Source organism: Mycobacterium terramassiliense (assembly GCF_900157385.1).
Lineage (GTDB): Bacteria > Actinomycetota > Actinomycetes > Mycobacteriales > Mycobacteriaceae > Mycobacterium > Mycobacterium terramassiliense.
In genome coordinates this window covers 462,485-481,078 of record NZ_LT717699.1, presented here as the reverse complement: position 1 = coordinate 481,078, position 18,594 = coordinate 462,485, and the positions used below count along the sequence as shown (strand labels likewise).

Below are 18,594 nucleotides of genomic sequence, written 5' to 3'. Positions count from 1 at the left end.
TTAACCCAGCGCCGCCTCCATCGCCGCTCGCGGGGCGGGCAGGCCGGTGAATTGCTCGACCTGAGAAAAGGCCTGGTGCAACAGCATCTGCAGGCCGTTGATCACCCGGCCGCCGGCGGCGGCCACCGCGGCGGCCAGCGGTGTGGGCCACGGGTCGTAGACGGCATCCAGCAGCACCGGGATCGGGGTCAGCGTGGCGGCGTACCGCGCGGCCACGTCGGCGGGAATGGTGCTGACCAGCACCTCTGCGGCCGCCACCTCGTCGGCGAGCCCGTCGCTGTCCAGGCCGCAGAACCGGGTCGCGACGCCGATCCGGTCGCCGAGATCCACCAGCCGGGCGGCCTTGTCCGGATCCCGCGCCACCACCGTGACCCCGGTGACGCCGAGCCCGGCCAGGCCGACGACGGCCGCCGGCGCGGTGCCGCCCGATCCACAGACCAGCGCCCATCCCGAGGCCGAACCGATGGCGCCGGAGACCCCGTCGACGTCGGTGTTGTCGGCCCGCCAGCCCGCCGGCGTGCGCACCAGGGTGTTGGCCGACCCGACGAGCTCCGCGCGCTCGGTGCGCTCGTCGGCGAACCGCAGGGCGGCGAATTTGCCCGGCATGGTCACCGACACCCCGACCCATTCCGGCCCGAATCCGCTGACCACGCCCGGCAACTCCTCGGCGCCGCAGTCGATGCGCTCGTAGGTCCAGTCGTGCAGCCCCAGCGCCCGGTACGCGGCCAGGTGCAGGTCCGGGGACTTCGAATGCGCGATGGGGCGCCCGAGCACCCCCGCCTTCTTAGCGGGCTGAGTCGAGGACACCGTTGCGCTTAGCCAGCTCGATGTTGGCCAAATGCTGCTGATAATCCTTCGTGAACAGCGTCGTGCCCTGGGCATCGATGGTGACGAAGTACAGCCAGTCCCCCGGCTCCGGATGCTCGGCCGCGCGCAACGCGTCGACGCCGGGCGAGCAGATCGCGGTGGCGGGCAGGCCCTGGGACACGTAGGTGTTCCACGGGGTCCGCTGGCCGCGGTCGGCGTCGGTGGTGGCGACCTCGCGGCGGTCCAGCGGATAGTTCACGGTCGAGTCGAACTCCAGTGTGTGGTGGGCGTGCAGCCGGTTGTAGATGACCTGCGCCACCTTCGGGAAGTCCTGCGTGTTGGATTCCTGCTGCACCAGCGACGCGACCACCAGGATGTCGTAGGGCGACAACCCCATGGCCTGCGCGGAATCCACCAAACCGGACTTCGCGTACTCGACGGCGCCCGCGCTGATCAGGCTCGTCAGAATGCTTTCGGCCGACGCCGAGGGATCGACGTTGAAGGTCCCCGGCGCGATCAGGCCCTCGATCCGGCGGTGGTCCTTGCCCAGCTCGGTGACCGGCTCGACCGCCCACGGCGGCACCGCCAGGCTCGTCGGCGCGCTGTCGGAGGCCGCCACGCGCAAGTCGTCCACCGAGACGCAGCGCTTGTTGCCGTCGAGATCCACGCAGGTGGCGCGGGAGATCAACGAGAAGATGCCGGGGTTCACCACGTTGGTCTTCATGTCGGTGGTGTCGTCGAGCTGACGGCCCTCGGGGATGACGAGCCGCCCCACCCGGCTGTTCGGATCGGCCAGCCGCGCGACGGCGTTGGCCGCCGGGATTTCCGTGCGCATCCGGTAGAAGCCGGGCTGGATCGAGTTGATCGCGGCGTTGCCGTGCGCGGCGTTGACGAACGCGCGCACCGTGGCGACCACGCCCTGGGTGTGCAGCGTCTCCCCGACCATCGTCGTCGAGTCGCCGGCTTGGATCTGAATCACGATGTCGCGCTTGCCGTTTCCGGTGTAGTCGTCGCCGGATCCGAACACCGTGTTCCACAGCCTGGTGCCGACGAAGACGGCGACCACCGCGATCACGACGAGCACCACCAGGGTGACCCGGCCGGCGACGCGGCGGCGGTTCTTGCGCTGTTCGCTGCGTCGGCGCGCGCCGCGGTCGACGCGGCTCATCCCGCGCCGGGGCGCCCCGACCGCGCCGGGGTCGGTGCGTTCGCGCCGCGCGCTGTCAACCATGGCCGGCTCCCCTGCGCTGGTCGAGCCAGCTCTGCAGGATCGCCACCGCCGCCGCCTGGTCGATCACCGACCGCTGCTGTCTGGCCCGCACCCCGGCGGCCCGCAGCGACCGCTGGGCGCTCACGGTGGTCAATCGCTCGTCGGCCAGCCGCACCGGCGTGGGTGCGATCCGGCGGCCGAGCGCCTCCGCGAACTCGATCGCGTCCTGGGCCGACGGCCCGGTCCGATCGGCCAGCGTCCTCGGCAACCCGACGATCACCTCGACGGCTTCCAGCTCCGCGGCGAGCTCGGCCAGCCGGCGCAGGTGCCTGCCGGAGCGGTCGCGGCGCACGGTTTCCAGCGGGGTGGCCAGGATGCCGTCGGGGTCGCTGGCGGCCACGCCGATGCGCACGCTGCCGACGTCGACGCCCAGCCGCCGCCCCCGCCCGCGGTCCTGATCAGGATCGCCGGGCCGGTCGGGGAGGCGGTGCTGTGTCAAGACCACTCAACCGACCCGCGCTATCGCCCTGCGCACTGCAGCAAGCGCGGCGTCAATTCCCGTCGGATTTTTTCCTGCACCCTGCGCCAGGTCGGCCTTGCCGCCACCGCGGCCGTCGACTTCCGCGGCAAGCTCTTTGACCAGGTCGTTGGCGCTGAGGCCGAGGTCCTGGGCGGCCGGGTTGGCGGCAACCACGTAGGGCACCGTCCCGCCGTCGCCTTCGGCGATCAGCGCCACCACCGCCGGGTCGTGGCCCAGCTTTCCGCGAACGTCGCCCACCAGGGAGCGCAGGTCGGCCGCCGTCATCCCGCTCGACATCCGCTGCGCCACCACACGCACGTTACCGATGCGCTCCGCGCCGGCCGCGGCGTTGGTCGCGGCCGCGCGGGCGCTCGCCAGGCGGGCGCGTTCGAGCTCCTTCTCGGCGGCCTTGAGCCGGTCGACCAGGTTGGCCACCCGGGCCGGCACCTCGTCGGACGGCACCTTCAGCGACGACGCCAACCCGGCCATCAGCGCGCGCTCCTTGGCCAGGTACCGGAACGACTCCAGCCCGACGTAGGCCTCGACCCGGCGCACCCCCGAGCCGATCGACGACTCGCCCAGGATGGTCACCGGGCCGATCTGCGCCGAATTGTGCACGTGGGTGCCGCCGCACAGCTCGAGGGAGAACGGGCCGCCGATCTCCACCACCCGCACCTCGTCGGGGTAGGCCTCGCCGAAGAGCGCCATCGCCCCCATCGCCTTGGCCTTCTCCAGCTTCTCGGTGAAGGTGTGCACCTCGAAGTCGGCCTGCACCGCCTCGTTGGTGACCTCTTGGATTTGTGAGCTCTGGGTGTCCGTTAGCGGCCCCTGCCAGTTGAAGTCGAACCGCAGGTAGCCCGGCCTGTTGAGCGATCCGGCCTGAACGGCGTTGGGCCCCAGCACCTGTCGCAGCGCGGCGTGCACCATGTGGGTGCCCGAATGCCCCTGGGTGGCGCCCCGGCGCCAGCCCGGGTCCACCGCCGCGACGACGGTGTCGCCCTCGACGAATTCCCCGGACTCCACGTTGACCCGGTGCACCCACAGCGTTTTGGCGATCTTCTGCACGTCGGTGACGGCCGCGCGGGCGCTCCCGCCCGCGCCGGTTCCGCTGATGCTGCCCTCGTCGGCGATCTGGCCGCCCGATTCGGCGTAGAGCGGGGTGCGGTCCAGCACCAGCTCGACCCGGGCCGCGCCGCCCCCCTCCCCCTGCAAACCGTGTGCGACCACGGGCACCCGCTTGCCGTCGGCGAAGATCCCCAAAATCCTTGCCTCGGAAGTCAGCTCGTCGAACCCGGTGAACTCGGTGGGCCCGGCGTCGACCAGCTCGCGGTAGGCGCTCAGGTCGGCGTGCGCGTGCTTGCGCGCGGCGGCGTCGGCCTTGGCGCGCTGGCGCTGCTGCAGCATCAGCTCGTGAAAGCCGCTCTGGTCGACCTTCAGGCCGGCTTCGGAGGCCATCTCGAGGGTGAGCTCGATCGGGAATCCGTAGGTGTCGTGCAGGGTGAAGGCGTCGGAGCCCGAGACCACCGCGGCGCCCGACGATTTCGTCGCGCTGACCACCTCGTCGAACAACCGCGAACCCGAGGCCAGCGTCCGGTTGAACGCCGTCTCCTCGGCCACGGCGATCCGCCTGATCCGGTCGAAGTCGGTGACGAGTTCGGGATACGACGGGCCCATCGAGTCCCGCACGGTGGCCATCAGGTCGCCGACGATCGGCTCCTCGATGCCCAGCAGCTTGGCCGACCGGATCACCCGGCGCAGCAGCCGGCGCAGCACGTAGCCGCGCCCGTCGTTGCCGGGGCTGACGCCGTCGCCGATCAGGATCGCCGCCGTGCGGCTGTGGTCGGCGATGACGCGGTAGCGCACGTCGTCCTCGTGGTTCCCCTCGTCATAGCCACGCGGCGCGCGCGTCGCGACCAGATCGATGATCGGCCGCAGCAGGTCGGTTTCGTAGACGTTGTGCACGCCCTGCAGGACCAGCGCGATCCGCTCGACGCCCATGCCGGTGTCGATGTTCTTGCGCGGCAACGGCCCGAGGATGGCGTAGTCCTCCTTGGTGCTGCCCTCGCCGCGCTCGTTCTGCATGAACACCAGGTTCCAGACCTCGAGATAGCGGTCCTCGTTGGCGATGGGGCCGCCCTCCGGGCCGAACTCGGGTCCGCGGTCGTAGTAGATCTCCGAGGAGGGCCCGCACGGCCCGGGAATGCCCATCGACCAGTAGTTGTCGGCCATGCCGCGGCGCTGGATCCGCTCGGCGGGCAGTCCGGCGATCTCCTGCCAGAGCTCCACGGCCTCGTCGTCGTCGTGAAAAACGGTGGCCCACAGCCGATTCGGGTCCAGGCCGTAGCCGCCGTCGGCGATGGGATCGGTCAGCAGCGACCAGGCCAGCTCGATCGCGCGGCGCTTGAAGTAGTCGCCGAACGAGAAGTTGCCGGCCATCTGGAAGAAGGTGTTGTGCCGGGTGGTGATGCCCACCTCGTCGATGTCGGGGGTGCGGATGCACTTCTGGATGCTGGTGGCCGTGGCGTACGGCGGGGTGCGTGCGCCCAGGAAGTACGGCACGAACTGAACCATGCCGGCGTTGACGAACAGCAGGTTGGGGTCGTCGAGGATCACCGATGCGCTCGGCACCTCGGTGTGGCCCGCCTTCACGAAATGATCGAGGAATCGCTTCCTGATCTCGTGTGTCTGCACTTTGAGTTCCGCTTCTTCCTGTCGCTTCGACTTGCCTTGATCGGGGATTCCCAGCCTAGACAGCTAGCCCTCCAGGAAGCTCAACCGCACCGACCGCCGCGGGTTGTCCCGGTTGAGGTCGACCAGCACGATGCTTTGCCAGGTTCCCAGCTGGGGGTCGCCGCTGGCGACCGGCACCGTCACCGACGGCGCGACGATCGCCGGCAGCACATGGTCGGCGCCGTGCCCCGCCGAGCCGTGCGCGTGCCGGTAGCGGTCGTCGCGCGGCAACAGCCGTTCCAGCGTGTCGACCAGGTCGTCGTCGGAGCCGGCGCCGGTCTCGATGATCGCGACCCCGGCCGTCGCGTGCGGGACGAACACGTTGCACAGGCCGTCGCCATAGCTGAAGCAGAACCGGCGCACCGCGTCGGTCAGGTCGACGACGCGGCGGCGCGCGGTGTCCACCTCCAGGACATCGGTATGCACCCGCTCCAGCCTACGGCGCCCGCACCCGCGGCGCCCATTGCGGCGGATTGCCCCCTAGGAGGAAGGTATTTGGTGGGACCGGTGGAGCCCACCGGGGCCCGGTGAGATACAAGCCCCGACACGGGAGGCCCGACCATGTACGCACGCTCTACCACCATCCAGGCCCAGCCCCTTTCGGTCGACATCGGCATCGCGCACGTTCGCGATGTCGTCATGCCCGCGCTGCAGGAGATGAACGGGTATGTCGGGCTGTCGTTGTTGGTGGACCGCCAGTCCGGCAGATGCATCGCCACCAGCGCCTGGCAGACGATGGAGGCGATGCGCGCCAGCGCCGAGCGGGTCGCGCCGGTGCGGGATCGCGCCGCGTTGATGTTCGACGGCAGCGCCAAGGTCGAAGAGTGGGACATCGCCCTGCTGCACCGCGACCACCACTCGGCCGACGGGGCATGCGTGCGGGCGACCTGGCTCAAGGTGGTGCCGGACCAGCTGAGCCGTTCGCTGGACTTCTACCGGATGGCGGTGCTCCCGGAGATGGAGAAGCTCGACGGGTTCTGCAGCGCCAGCCTGATGGTCGATCACCCGGCGTGCCGCCGGGCGGTGTCCTGCTCGACGTTCGACAGCATCGACGCGATGGCCCGCAACCGCGACCGCGCCACCGAGCTGCGCAGCAGGCGGGTCCGCGACCTGGGCGCCGAGGTGGTGGACGTGGCCGAGTTCGAGCTGGCGATCGCCCACCTGCGGGTGCCCGAGCTCGTCTAGGTCTTACGGCAGCGCGTCCCCGGGGAACCCGCGGCAGGGGTGCACCTGGTAGGTGAAGACACCCGCCGCCACCCCCGGGTCGTCGTCCATGAGGGCGGTGGTCTCCTCGAGCGTCGCGGCGAACACCCCGATGCCGCACACGTCGGAGGAGTCGGTGACCGGCAGCACCACCGCCAGCACGCCGTCGTCGCGCAGGCCGAAGTTGCGCCGGCCGTGCTCCCAGATGAGCCCCGGCGACGACTCGTCGCCGAACCTCGGGCCGCGGTTGAGGATCACGACGCTGTAGGGCTTGGCGGTGGGCAGCAACCGGCCCATCTCCTCGTCCGTGAAGGTTTTCATGCCCGTCCCTTCTTGCGGATGATCGCGCGCAGCCGGTCCAGCCGGCCGGCCAGCTCGCGTTCGCCGCCGCGGCCGGTGGGCCGATAGTAGTCCACGCCCACCAGCTCATCCGGCGGATATTGTTGCGCCACAACGCCATCGGGATCGTCGTGGGAGTACTTGTAGCCCTGGGCGTTGCCCAGCCCCGCGGCACCGGAGTAGTGCCCGTCGCGCAGGTGGGGCGGCACCAGCCCGGCCCTGCCCGCCCTGATGTCGTCCATCGCCGCTGCCAGCGCGGTGGTGACCGCGTTCGACTTCGGCGCGGTGGCCAGATGGATGGTGGCGTGCGCCAGCGTCAGCTGGGCCTCGGGCATGCCGATCAGCGCCACGGTCTGGGCGGCGGCGACCGCGGTCGGCAGCGCCGTCGGGTCGGCCAGGCCGACGTCCTCGCTGGCCAGGATCATCAGCCGGCGCGCGACGAACCGCGGGTCCTCCCCGGCGATGAGCATGCGGGCCAGATAGTGCAGCGCGGCGTCGACGTCGGAGCCGCGCACCGACTTGATGAAGGCGCTGACGACGTCGTAGTGCTGGTCGCCGTCGCGGTCGTAACGCACCGCGGCCTTGTCGAGGGACTGCTCGATGGTCTCGACGCTGACGGCTTCGCCGGCCTCGGCGGCGACCTCCAGCGCGGTCAGGGCCCGGCGGGCGTCGCCCGCGGCCAGCTGCACCAGCAGGTCGACGGCCTCCGGCGCGACGGCGCGCTGGACGACGGTGCGGACGTCGTCGGGGGTCAGCGGCCGCAGCTGCAGGATCAGCGACCGCGACAGCAGCGGCGCCACCACGGAGAACGACGGGTTTTCGGTGGTCGCGGCCACCAGCAACACCACCCGGTTCTCCACGGCGGACAGCAGCGCGTCCTGCTGGGTCTTGGAGAACCGGTGCACCTCGTCGATGAACAGGACGGTCTGCTCGCCCGAAAGCAGGGCCCGGCGAGCGACGTCGATGACGGCCCGGACCTCCTTGACCCCGGCCGACAGCGCCGACAGCGCCTCGAACCGGCGCCCGGTGGCCTGCGAGATCAGCGCCGCCAGGGTCGTCTTTCCGCTGCCCGGCGGGCCGTACAGGATGACCGACGCCATGCCCGAGCCCTCCGCCAGGCGGCGCAGCGGCGACCCGGGCGTCAGCAGGTGGTCCTGCCCCACCACCTCGTCCAGCGATGCCGGCCGCATCCGCACGGCCAGGGGCGCACCGGCCGACACGCCCAGGCCGTGGTCGGTTGTCCGCGGTGCGCCGGGGAGGTCAAACAGACCGTCGGGCACGGTTTCAGGCATACCACGTCGTGCCGACGGCGCGCCCCGGGCAGTTATTTGCTAAGTTCCGGTTTGCCGAGTTTGGATGCGCGTGCCCACAAGTTGAATCCAGCAGCTAGGACGGACATGAGCCAGCCTCCCGAGTACCCAGGCCAGAACGTCCCCCCGCGATCAACGGGACCGAGTTCTGCGAGAACTTGCCCCACGCCCAGCTGAACGCCTCGCCCACGCTGTATTGCGGGCCCGCCGCCACCGCCGGGCCCGCAATACAGCGTGGGCGAGGCGTTCAGCTGGGCGTGGGGCAAGTTCTCGCAGAACTCGGTCCCGTTGATCGTGGCCACCCTCATCTACCTGGCGTTGGCCGGCGCCGCCTACGCCCTGATCCCCGTCGGCGGCAGCATGGGCTCGACCACCACCACGACCAACTCCGACGGCTACGCCACCACCACCGCGAACATCAGCGCCAGCGGCTTGGCCCTAATGATCGTCGGCTACATACTCATGTACGCGGTGATCATCTACGCCGAGTCCGCATTCCTGTCCGGAGTCCTCGACATCGCCGACGGGCGGCAGGTCGGCCTCGGTTCGTTCTTCAAGCCGCGCAACCTCGGCATGGTGATCCTGGCGGCGATCATCGTGGGAATCCTGACCTCGATCGCCTCGGCGTGCTTCGTCATCCCCGGCCTCATCGTGGGCATCTTCGCGCAGTTCACCGTCCCGTTCGTCATCGACCGGTCGCAGAACGCCATCGAGGGGCTGAAGTCCAGCTTCACGACCGTCTCGTCGAACTTCGCCAACTCCCTGCTGGCGTGGCTGGTCCAGGTGGCCGCATTGTTCATCGGCGCGGTGGCCTGCGGCGTGGGCCTGCTCGTCGGGGCGCCGCTCGCCGTGCTCGTGCTGATCTACACCTACCGCAAGCTGTCCGGCGGCCAGGTCGTGCCGCTGGTGCCGGGCGGCTACCAGGCCGGACCGCCACCCGGCCCGCCGCCGGGCCCGCAGTTCGGGTAGGCACGACCCGCGAATCTCGCTGCGCTGCGGCCTTGTGGCGCTTGTGATGAGATCAGCGGGTGACCATCAAAGTCGCGCTGGAGCACCGCACCAGCTACACCTTTGACCGGCTGGTCCGGGTGTACCCGCACGTGGTGCGGCTGCGCCCGGCGCCCCACTCCCGCACGGCCATCGAGGCCTACTCGTTGCGGGTCGAGCCGACCGACCACTTCATCAACTGGCAGCAGGACGCGGTGGGCAACTTCCTTGCCCGGCTGGTGTTTCCGAATCCGATGACCCGGCTGACCATCACGGTCGGGCTCATCGCCGACCTCAAGGTGATCAACCCGTTCGACTTCTTCATCGAGGATTGGGCCGAGACCTGGCCCGCCGGCGGGTGGAGCTATCCCAAGGCGCTGGCCGACGACCTCAAGCCCTACCTGCGGCCCGTCGACGAGGACGGCGAGGGATCGGGCCCCGGCGAGCTGGCGCAGGCGTGGGTGGGCAACTTCCGGGTGCCCGAGGGCACCCGCACCATCGACTTCCTCGTCGCGCTCAACCGCGCCGTCAACGCCGACGTCGCCTACAGCCTGCGGATGGAACCCGGTGTGCAGACACCGGATTTCACGTTGCGCAACGGGGTCGGCTCATGCCGGGACTCGGCGTGGCTGCTGGTCTCGATCCTGCGCCAGCTGGGGCTGGCCGCCCGGTTCGTCTCCGGCTATCTGGTGCAGCTGGCGTCCGACGTCGAGGCGCTCGACGGCCCGTCCGGACCGGCCGCCGACTTCACCGATCTGCACGCGTGGACCGAGGTGTACATCCCGGGCGCGGGCTGGATCGGGCTGGACCCGACGTCGGGGCTGTTCGCCGGCGAGGGTCACATTCCGCTGGCGGCCACGCCGCACCCGGCGTCCGCGGCGCCCATCAGCGGCGGCACCGAACCCTGCGGATCGACGCTGGAGTTTTCCAACACCGTCACCCGCGTGCACGAGGACCCGCGCGTCACCCTGCCCTATTCCGATGAGGCCTGGCGGGTGATCTGCGACGTCGGGCGGCGCGTCGACGAACGGCTGGCCGCCGCCGACGTCCGGCTGACCGTAGGCGGGGAGCCGACGTTCGTTGCGGTGGGCATCCCCCCAGAAGGGTCAGTCGAGGAGTGGACGACCGCCGCCGACGGCCCGCACAAGCGCCAGCGCGCCTCCGATCTGGCCGCCCGGCTGAAGCGGGCGTGGGCCCCGCAGGGGCTGATCCAGCGCGGGCAGGGCCGGTGGTATCCGGGAGAACCGTTGCCGCGCTGGCAGATTGCCCTGTACTGGCGCACCGACGGGCGCCCGCTGTGGACCGACGGCGCGCTGCTGGCCGACCCGTGGAGCGGGTCGCCGGGCCTGCAGCGGGGCGACGCCGCCTGCGAGGTGCTCGCCGCGGTCGCCGACGGCTTCGGGCTGCCGCCCTCCCAGGTGCGGCCGGCCTACGAGGACCCGCTGGCCCGGCTGGCCGCCAAGGTGCGCAAGCCCCACGGCGAGCCGGTGAGATCGGACGACGACCTCGGCACGGACACTGCGCAGGGGCGCGCCGAGCTGCTGGCGCGCCTCGACGAATCCACCACGGCCCCGGCGGCTTTCGTGCTGCCGCTGCACCGCCGCGACGACGACCGGGGCTGGGCCAGCGCGAACTGGCGGCTGCGCCGCGGCCGGATCGTGCTGCTGGAAGGCGATTCCCCGGCGGGCCTGCGGCTGCCGCTGGATTCGATCAGCTGGCGGCCGCCCCGGCAGCGGTTCGACGCCGACCCCCTGACCGCGGGCGGCGAGCTCGCGGCGGACGCCGCGAGTGACGCCGTGGTCACCGAACCCGGCGACGCACCGCCGACCGCGATGGTCGCCGAGGTCCGCCGTGGGCTGCTGTACGTCTTCCTGCCGCCCACCGAGGCCCTGGAACACTTTGTGGACCTCATCGCCCGGGTCGAGGCCGCCGCGGCCAAGGCGGACTGCCGGGTGGTGATCGAGGGCTACGGCCCGCCGCCGGACCCGCGGCTGAGGTCGGTGACGATCACCCCCGACCCGGGCGTCATCGAGGTCAACGTGCCGCCCACCGCCAGCTTCGCCGAACAGACGCGGCTGCTGGAGAGCCTGTACGAACAGGCCCGCCTGGCCCGGCTGTCCACCGAGTCGTTCGACGTCGACGGCACCCACGGCGGCACCGGCGGGGGCAACCACATCACCCTCGGCGGCGTGACGCCCGCGGACTCGCCGCTGCTGCGCCGCCCCGACCTGCTGGTCTCGCTGCTGACCTACTGGCAGCGCCACCCGGCGCTGTCCTACCTGTTCGCCGGGCGATTCGTCGGCACCACGTCCCAGGCCCCGCGGGTCGACGAGGGGCGCGCCGAGGCGCTCTACGAGCTCGAGATCGCGTTCTCCGAGATCGCGCGGCTGTGCGCCGGCGGGGCCGCCAAGCCGTGGGTGACCGACCGCGCCCTGCGGCACCTGCTCACCGACATCACCGGCAACACCCATCGCGCCGAGTTCTGCATCGACAAGCTGTACAGCCCCGACAGCCCCCGCGGCAGGCTCGGCCTGCTGGAGCTGCGCGGCTTCGAGATGCCGCCGCACCTGCGCATGGCGATGGTGCAGTCGCTGCTGGTGCGCTCGCTGGTGGCGTGGTTCTGGGACGAACCGCTGCGCGCCCCGCTGATCCGGCACGGCGCCAACCTGCACGGGCGATACCTGTTGCCGCACTTCCTGATTCATGACATCGCCGACGTCGCCGCCGACCTGCGCGCGCACGGCATACCCTTCGAGACCAGCTGGCTGGACCCGTTCACCGAGTTCCGCTTCCCCCGCATCGGCACCGCGGTCTTCGACGGCGTGGAGATCGAGCTGCGCGGGGCGATCGAACCGTGGAACACCCTCGGGGAGGAGGCCACCGCCACCGGCACCGCGCGCTACGTCGACTCGTCGGTCGAACGCATCCAGATTCGCATCATCGGCGCCGATCGCCACCGCTACGTGGTGACGGCCAACGGCTACCCGGTGCCGCTGCTGGCCACCGACAACCCCGACATCCACGTCGGCGGCGTGCGGTTCAAGGCCTGGCAGCCGCCCAGCGCGCTGCACCCGACCATCAGCACGGACGTCCCACTGCAGTTCGAGCTGATCGACCTCACCTCCGGGACGTCGCGCGGCGGCTGCACCTACCACGTCGCCCACCCCGGCGGCCGCGCCTACGACGAGCCGCCGGTCAACGCCGTCGAGGCCGAGTCGCGCCGCGCCCGCCGCTTCGAGGCGACCGGCTTCACCCCGGGCAAGCTCGACCTGTCCGCCATCAGGGAGCGCCAGGCCAGGATCCTCACCGACATCGGCGCGCCGGGCATCCTCGACCTGCGCCGCGTCCGTACCGTACAGCAGTAATGGCGCTTTCCCACATGGCAACCGACACCGGCGGCCACTACGACGCCGACCGGCTGCTGGCCGGGTACCGGACCGCGCGGGCCCAGGAAGCGCTCTTCGACCTGCGGCACGGCCCGGGGATCGGCTACGACGAGTTCGTCGACGGCGAGGGCAACGTGCGCCCGGCGTGGTCGGAGCTGGCCGACGCCGTCGCCGACCGCGGCCGGGCCGGACTGAACCGGTTGCGCTCGGTGGTGGAAAGCCTGGTCGACAACGACGGCATCACCTACACCGAGGTCGACGCGGGCCGCGACGGCGCGCACGCCCTGGAGCCCCGGCCCTGGCGGCTGGACGCCCTGCCGATCGTTGTCTCCGCGGCCGATTGGGAAGCCCTGGAGGCCGGGCTGGTGCAGCGGTCGCGCCTGCTCGACGCCGTGCTCGCAGATCTGTACGGCCCGCGCACCCTGCTCACCGAGGGGGCCCTGCCGCCGCAGCTGGTCTTCGGGCACCCGGGTTACGTGCGGCCCGCCAACGGCATCGAGGTGCCCGGACACCACCAGCTGTTCATGCACGGCTGCGACGTCAGCCGGCAGCCGGACGGCGGCTTTCAGGTCAACGCCGACTGGACGCAGGCGCCGTCGGGCGCCGGGTACGCGCTGGCCGACCGGCGCGTGGTGGCGCACTCGATTCCGGACCTCTACGAAAGGATCGCGCCGCGACCCACGACGCCGTTCGCGCAGGCGTTGCGGCTGGCGCTGATCGACGCCGCGCCCGACGTCGCGCAGGACCCCGTCGTCGTGGTGCTCAGCCCGGGCATCTATTCGGAGACCGCCTTCGACCAGGCGTATCTGGCCACCCTGCTGGGCTTCCCGCTGGTGGAGAGCGCCGACCTGGTGGTGCGCGACGGCAAGTTGTGGATGCGCTCGCTGGGCACGCTCAAACGCGTCGACGTGGTCCTGCGCCGGGTCGACGCGCAGTACACCGATCCGCTGGACCTGCGTGCCGATTCCCGCCTCGGTGTGGTCGGCCTGGTGGAAGCGCAGCATCGCGGGACGGTGACGGTCGTCAACACGCTGGGCAGCGGCATCCTGGAAAGCCCCGGGCTGCTGCGGTTTCTGCCCGAGCTGGCCGAGCGGCTGCTCGGCGAGGAGCCGCTGCTGCACACCGCGCCGGTCTACTGGGGCGGCGTGGCGAGCGAGCGTTCGCACCTGCTGGCCAACCTGTCGTCGCTGTTGATCAAGTCGACCGTCGGCGGGAACACCCTTGTCGGGCCGACGCTTTCGTCCGCTCAACTGGCCGAGCTGGCCGCGCGCATCGAGGACATGCCGTGGCAGTGGGTCGGCCAGGAACTGCCGCAGTTCTCGTCGGCGCCCACCGACCATGCCGGCGTGTTGTCGTCGGCCGGCGTCGGGATGCGGTTGTTCACCGTCGCCCAGCGCGGCGGCTACGCTCCGATGATCGGCGGCGCGGGCTACGTGCTGGCCCCCGGGCCGGCCGCCTATACGCTGAAAACCATTGCGGCGAAGGATGTCTGGGTGCGCCCGACGGAGCGCGCGCGGGCCGAGACGATCGCTGTCCCCTCTTTGCAGCCCTCGGGTCTAGAACCGGCGAAGACCGCGGCGGGCACCTGGGGCGTCAGCTCGCCGCGCGTGCTGTCCGACCTGTTCTGGATGGGCCGCTACGGCGAACGCGCCGAACAGATGGCCCGGCTGCTCATCGTCGCCCGCGATCGCTTCCACGTCTACCGGCACCACCAGGACATCGAGGAGAGCGAATGCGTGCCGGTGCTGCTGGCCGCGCTGGGCCGAATCACCGCTAACGACACCGGGTCTGAGAGCGATGGCGCCGAGATGATCGCCGTCGCACCCTCGACGCTGTGGTCGCTGACCGTGGACCCCAACCGGTCCGGATCCCTGGTGCAGTCGGTGGAGGGGCTGGCGCTGGCCGCCCGCGCGGTGCGGGACCAGTTGTCCAACGACACCTGGACGGTGCTGGCGGGGGTGGAGCGCGCGATTGCGCTGCGGCCGGAGCCGCCGGACTCCCTGGCCGAAGCCGACGCGCTGCTGGCGTCGGCCCAGGCGCAGACGCTGGCCGGGATGCTGACGCTGTCGGGGGTGGCCGGCGAGTCGATGGTGCGCGACGTCGGCTGGACGATGACGGACATCGGCAAACGCATCGAGAGAGGCCTGTGGCTGACCGCGCTGTTGCGGGCCACGATGATCGACGTCCGCGGCGCGCCCGCCGAGCAAACGATCATCGAGGCGACGCTGGTGGCGTGCGAATCGTCGGTGAGCTACCGGCGCCGCACCGTCGGCAAGGTCAGCGTCGCCGCCGTGGCCGAGCTGATGCTGTATGACATCAGCAACCCGCGGTCGCTGCTCTATCAGCTGGAGCGGCTGCGGACCAACCTCAAGGACCTGCCGAGCTCCTCGGGGTCGTCGCGCCCCGAGCGGCTGGTCGAGGAGATCGGCACGCTGGTGCGCCGGTCGCACCCCGAACAGCTGGAAGCGGTCAGCGGCGGGCGCCGCGCGGTGCTGGCCGAACTGCTCGACACCATCCACTCCGAGCTGCGCGAGTTGGCCGAGGTCATCACCGAAACGCAATTGCGGTTGCCGGGCGGCATCCAGCCGCTGTGGGGCCCCGATGAACGACGGGTGATGCCGGCCTAGACCCGCGACTATCCCGCGATGGTGGCCCGCCCGATCAGCTCCGACGTCACCTCGTCGATCACGTCGTGGATGAACTGCATCTTGTCCAGCACGGCGACCGGCAGCACGAACGGGTACAGGTCGTCGCGTCCCATCGAGCGGTTCACCATGTTCAGCGACCACGACACCGGCAGCCACATCTCGATGATGGTGGGAAAGGCGCTGGGGCCCAACGGTGTACGGTCGAAGGTCGCCGACGCCGGCGCGAACGCGCACCACGCCGCGGTGTCCAGGGTGTCGCGGATGTGCAGGTAGTGGGCGAACGTCTCGGCCCAATCCTCGGCGGCGTGCATGGTCGCGTACGACGACACGAAGCTTTCCTGCCAACCCTCGGGCGCGCCCTGGTTGTAGTGCCGGTCAAGCGCCGCTTGGTAATCCGCGTCGGGATCGCCGAACAGCTCGTTGAACCGCGCCACGTACTCACTCGACGGGGTGATCAGCCGGTAGAAGTAGTAATGCCCGACCTCGTGGCGAAAGTGCCCGAGCAGCGTCCGGTAGGGCTCGTCCATCTCGACCCGCAGCTGCTCGCGGTGCACGTCGTCGCCCTCGGCCAGATCGATTGTGATGATGCCGTTCTCGTGGCCGGTGAGCACCTTCTCGTGCGCGCTGGACAGCAGGCGAAAGCCCAGTCCGTAGTCCGGGTCGCGGTCGCGGCCGATGATCGGCAACTTCATTTCGTGCAGCTCGACGACCAGCCGCCGCTTGGCCGCCTCGGCGCGGGCGAACGCGGCCAGGCCGTCGGTGTCCGCGTCGTTGGGGCGCTCCAGCGTGAGCGCGCACGACGGGCACAGGCCGCCGGGAAGGTTGGTTGGGACCAGCCAATTGCATTCGGCCAGATGGCGATTGGCGCACAGCTCGTATTCGGCGGCGCTGACGAAACCGGCGCGGTCGGCCTCGTCGCCGGCGCTGATCACCAGCAGGGCCATCTGCTCGAGCGAGAACCCCAGCGCGCTGCCGCACGACAGGCACGTGGAGTTCTCGAACGTCAGGCGCTGGCCGCAGTTGGGGCAATGGAAGTCACGCATGCAGCGCGTCGCCTTCAAAGGGCACCACGTCGACGGCGACGTCGATCACGCTGTGCTCGGAGTTGGTGTAGATGATGCCGCGCAGCGGCGGCACATCGGCGTAGTCGCGCCCGCGCCCCACGATGATGTAACGCTCGTCAACGAGCTGGTCGTTGGTGGGATCGAGCCCCAGCCACTCGAACCGGCCGGGCTCCTGCGGGGTCCACACCGCCGCCCAGGCGTGGGTGGCGTCGATGCCGATCATCCGATCCTTTCCCGGGGGCGGGTCGGTGGCCAGATAACCGGACACGTAGCTGGCCGCCAGACCGTTGGCGCGCAGGCAGGCGATCGCCAGCCTCGCAAAGTCCTGGCATACCCCTTCCCGGGCCGCCAGAACCTCGTTGACCCCGGTGGAAATCGTCGTCGACCCCGAGCGGTAGGTGAAGTCGGCGAAAATCCGCGACGTGAGATCGCGCAGCACCTCGACCAGGGGGCGCTCGGGCGCGAAACTGGGCGCCGCGTACTCGCGCACCCCGTCCGTGATCTCCGGCGGGTTCAGGTCGAGCGCGAACTCGGTCGCCAGCGCTCCCCTGCGTCCGGCCGGCCGGGCGGCCTCCCAGGGCTGCACCGCCGGCCCGCTGCTGTAGCGCTCTGGGGGCGGCGGATACACGTCGACGATGGAGTCGCTGGTGATCGTCAGGGCCTGGTGCGGCTCGGTGACGTGGAAGTAGGAGCTGACGTTGCCGTAGCTGTCGACGCTGGTGGAGCTGTCGGCGGGGGGCGGGTCGATGGTCAGCACATGCGCGACGCACCGCTGGCGTTGCGAGTCCCGCGGCGTGAGGAAGCCCCGACCATAAGAGCTGGTCACGACGTCGGAATAGCGGTACTCGGTGCGATGGGTGACCCGGTGCCGGCGGGCATGACCTTCCAGCAAGGCTTCTGACACAAGGCTGATCCCACCACACCTCGTTTGCCGTTCGCGAGCCAAGCGCGCCATGTCGGGAGCACAATCGAAAGCGTGGCCACGTGGAACGACGTCGCCCGCATCGTTGGTGAGCTGGCACTTACCTCCGAGCCGTCACCGCACGAGTGGCGGGTCGGCAAGAAGTTGCTGGCGTGGGAGCGGCCACTGCGCCCGTCGGATCGCAAAACGCTGGCGGACAGCGGCGTCGAGCCGCCCGAGGGCGACATCCTCGGGGTGCGGGTCTCCGACGAGGGCGTCAAGTTCGCGTTGATCGCCGACGAGCCCGGGGTCTACTTCACCACCCCGCATTTCGACGGCTATCCGGCGGTGCTGATCCGGCTCGGCGAGATCGGGGTGCGCGATCTCGTCGAGGTGATCACCGAGGCCTGGCTGACGCAGGCGCCCAAGAAACTCGTCCAGGAGTACCTGGCCGATTCGCTATGAGCGCAGGTCGATGACCCGCTGCAGGTCGTCGACGCAGGCCTGGACGACGTCGGCGAGCACCACCTGGGTTCGCTCGCGGGCGAGGGCATGCAGCTGAGAGGCGTGATGGCGCGCGGACGCGGTGTAGGCGCACGCCCCGGCGGGGTCGGAGTCGGCGAGGGCGGTCGCGGCCGCGAGCACCACCAGCGCGCTGTGTGCGGGCTGGGGAAGCCGGGGGCACCCGTCGGCGCCGGGCGCGACCGCCCGGGCCAGCTCCAGCGCCGAGCCGGCGAGCAGCGCCACGTGCACCCCCTGGTGATCGGCGGCCCGCACCGCGTCGCGCAGCCCCCAGCGGCGCGGCGCGATCTGCACGACGTGGCGGGCCGTCGTGCGCGCCTCGATGAGGTTGCCGAGCTGCTGGTGCACCCGGTCGACGGCCGACAGCGGCCAGTCGGGCGGGGCCTCCCGGCGTCCGGCGGCGAAGTCCGCGGCGCGCGACAGCACACCGTGCAGCACACCCAGCACGCCGACGCGCGCGCTGCGCAACACCTGCAGGGGGTCGGCGGGGAAGAGCAGGACGGCGAAGACGATCGCCACGGCGCCGCCGAGCAGCGCGTCGTAGATGCGTTCCAACCCGACGTTGCTGCGGTAGAGGGCCAGCACCAGGATCGCCGAAATGGCGGTCTGATTGGCGAACATCATGCCCTGGCCGATGTAGCCGTGACCGATGAACACCGCGACGAACAGCGCGATCAGCGCGGCGGCGCCGATCGCCACGGCGCCGGGCCCCAGCAGCGCCTGGACCAGGGTGCCGACCCCGATGCCCAGGGTCACGCCCACCATCATCTGGATGGCGCGCTGGGCGCGCAGCACGTTGCTGACCGACAGCGACACCGCGGCGGCGATGGGCGCGAAGAACGGCTGCGGGTGGCCGAGCAGGTCGTGCGCGAGGTACCAGGACAGGCCCGCGGCGACCGACGTCTGCACGAGCGTGAACCACACGGCGCGGAGCCGTTTGATGCCCGCGCGCGCGGCGTTCACCGCC

The 18,594-nt window shown here is 70.8% G+C and carries 15 protein-coding genes; 5 read left to right on the top strand and 10 right to left on the bottom strand.

Annotated elements, in window-relative coordinates:
- The 5 genes from MTAB308_RS06560 to MTAB308_RS06540 all read right to left on the bottom strand — a co-directional run bounded on the left by MTAB308_RS06560 (window position 1) and on the right by MTAB308_RS06540 (window position 5,693).
- Entirely contained in the window at window positions 1-807 is an 807-nt protein-coding gene (locus MTAB308_RS06560; RefSeq protein WP_245831290.1) for a shikimate dehydrogenase, read from the bottom strand.
- Window positions 785-2,038 carry an endolytic transglycosylase MltG gene (locus MTAB308_RS06555; RefSeq protein WP_077098685.1) on the bottom strand — a complete coding sequence of 418 codons (1,254 nt, stop codon included), beginning with the start codon at window positions 2,036-2,038 and terminating at the stop codon, window positions 785-787. The genes MTAB308_RS06560 and MTAB308_RS06555 overlap by 23 nt, the downstream gene beginning before the upstream one ends.
- Window positions 2,031-2,522: a Holliday junction resolvase RuvX gene (ruvX, locus tag MTAB308_RS06550; protein WP_077098684.1), complete on the bottom strand. Its 492-nt coding sequence runs from the start codon at window positions 2,520-2,522 to the stop codon at window positions 2,031-2,033. The genes MTAB308_RS06555 and ruvX overlap by 8 nt, the downstream gene beginning before the upstream one ends.
- The gene (alaS, locus tag MTAB308_RS06545) at window positions 2,523-5,228 is read right to left on the bottom strand and encodes an alanine--tRNA ligase (protein WP_077098683.1); all 2,706 of its coding nucleotides are present in this window, start codon (window positions 5,226-5,228) and stop codon (window positions 2,523-2,525) included.
- Between the two features lie 63 nt (window positions 5,229-5,291).
- A complete protein-coding gene (locus MTAB308_RS06540; RefSeq protein WP_066910390.1) occupies window positions 5,292-5,693 on the bottom strand; it encodes a secondary thiamine-phosphate synthase enzyme YjbQ in 402 nt (133 codons plus the stop codon).
- Between the two features lie 135 nt (window positions 5,694-5,828).
- On the opposite strand from MTAB308_RS06540, the gene MTAB308_RS06535 reads away from it, so the two are divergent.
- Window positions 5,829-6,452, top strand: a complete 624-nt coding sequence (locus tag MTAB308_RS06535) for a hypothetical protein (RefSeq protein ID WP_077098682.1) — start codon at window positions 5,829-5,831, stop codon at window positions 6,450-6,452.
- 3 nt (window positions 6,453-6,455) lie between these two features.
- Here MTAB308_RS06535 and MTAB308_RS06530 read toward each other — a convergent pair whose 3' ends face one another.
- Both MTAB308_RS06530 and MTAB308_RS06525 read right to left on the bottom strand, forming a co-directional pair.
- Window positions 6,456-6,791 carry a YciI family protein gene (locus MTAB308_RS06530; protein ID WP_077098681.1) on the bottom strand — a complete coding sequence of 112 codons (336 nt, stop codon included), beginning with the start codon at window positions 6,789-6,791 and terminating at the stop codon, window positions 6,456-6,458.
- A complete protein-coding gene (locus MTAB308_RS06525) occupies window positions 6,788-8,101 on the bottom strand; it encodes a replication-associated recombination protein A (protein WP_077098680.1) in 1,314 nt (437 codons plus the stop codon). Before MTAB308_RS06525 ends, MTAB308_RS06530 begins: the two co-directional genes overlap by 4 nt.
- Before the next feature lie 252 nt (window positions 8,102-8,353).
- Between MTAB308_RS06525 and MTAB308_RS06520 the strand changes: the two genes are divergently transcribed.
- The 3 genes from MTAB308_RS06520 to MTAB308_RS06510 are packed head-to-tail and all read left to right on the top strand — an operon-like array spanning window position 8,354 to window position 15,119.
- Window positions 8,354-9,088, top strand: coding sequence for a hypothetical protein (locus MTAB308_RS06520; RefSeq protein ID WP_077098679.1), 735 nt, complete (start codon window positions 8,354-8,356; stop codon window positions 9,086-9,088).
- A 59-nt stretch (window positions 9,089-9,147) separates the two neighbouring features.
- A complete protein-coding gene (locus MTAB308_RS06515) occupies window positions 9,148-12,471 on the top strand; it encodes a transglutaminase family protein (protein ID WP_077098678.1) in 3,324 nt (1,107 codons plus the stop codon).
- A 14-nt stretch (window positions 12,472-12,485) separates the two neighbouring features.
- A complete protein-coding gene (locus MTAB308_RS06510; RefSeq protein ID WP_108637239.1) occupies window positions 12,486-15,119 on the top strand; it encodes a circularly permuted type 2 ATP-grasp protein in 2,634 nt (877 codons plus the stop codon).
- Between the two features lie 8 nt (window positions 15,120-15,127).
- Here MTAB308_RS06510 and MTAB308_RS06505 read toward each other — a convergent pair whose 3' ends face one another.
- Both MTAB308_RS06505 and MTAB308_RS06500 read right to left on the bottom strand, forming a co-directional pair.
- Complete coding sequence (locus tag MTAB308_RS06505) at window positions 15,128-16,183, bottom strand: zinc-binding metallopeptidase family protein (RefSeq protein WP_077098676.1); 1,056 nt, start codon at window positions 16,181-16,183, stop codon at window positions 15,128-15,130.
- Entirely contained in the window at window positions 16,176-17,159 is a 984-nt protein-coding gene (locus MTAB308_RS06500) for a transglutaminase family protein (RefSeq protein WP_083746447.1), read from the bottom strand. Before MTAB308_RS06500 ends, MTAB308_RS06505 begins: the two co-directional genes overlap by 8 nt.
- Before the next feature lie 21 nt (window positions 17,160-17,180).
- On the opposite strand from MTAB308_RS06500, the gene MTAB308_RS06495 reads away from it, so the two are divergent.
- Window positions 17,181-17,570, top strand: coding sequence for an MmcQ/YjbR family DNA-binding protein (locus tag MTAB308_RS06495; protein ID WP_077098674.1), 390 nt, complete (start codon window positions 17,181-17,183; stop codon window positions 17,568-17,570).
- On the opposite strand, the gene MTAB308_RS06490 is transcribed toward MTAB308_RS06495, so the two are convergent.
- Window positions 17,565-18,590 carry an FUSC family protein gene (locus MTAB308_RS06490; protein WP_083746446.1) on the bottom strand — a complete coding sequence of 342 codons (1,026 nt, stop codon included), beginning with the start codon at window positions 18,588-18,590 and terminating at the stop codon, window positions 17,565-17,567. The genes MTAB308_RS06495 and MTAB308_RS06490 overlap by 6 nt on opposite strands.
- Window positions 18,591-18,594 lie beyond the last annotated feature (4 nt).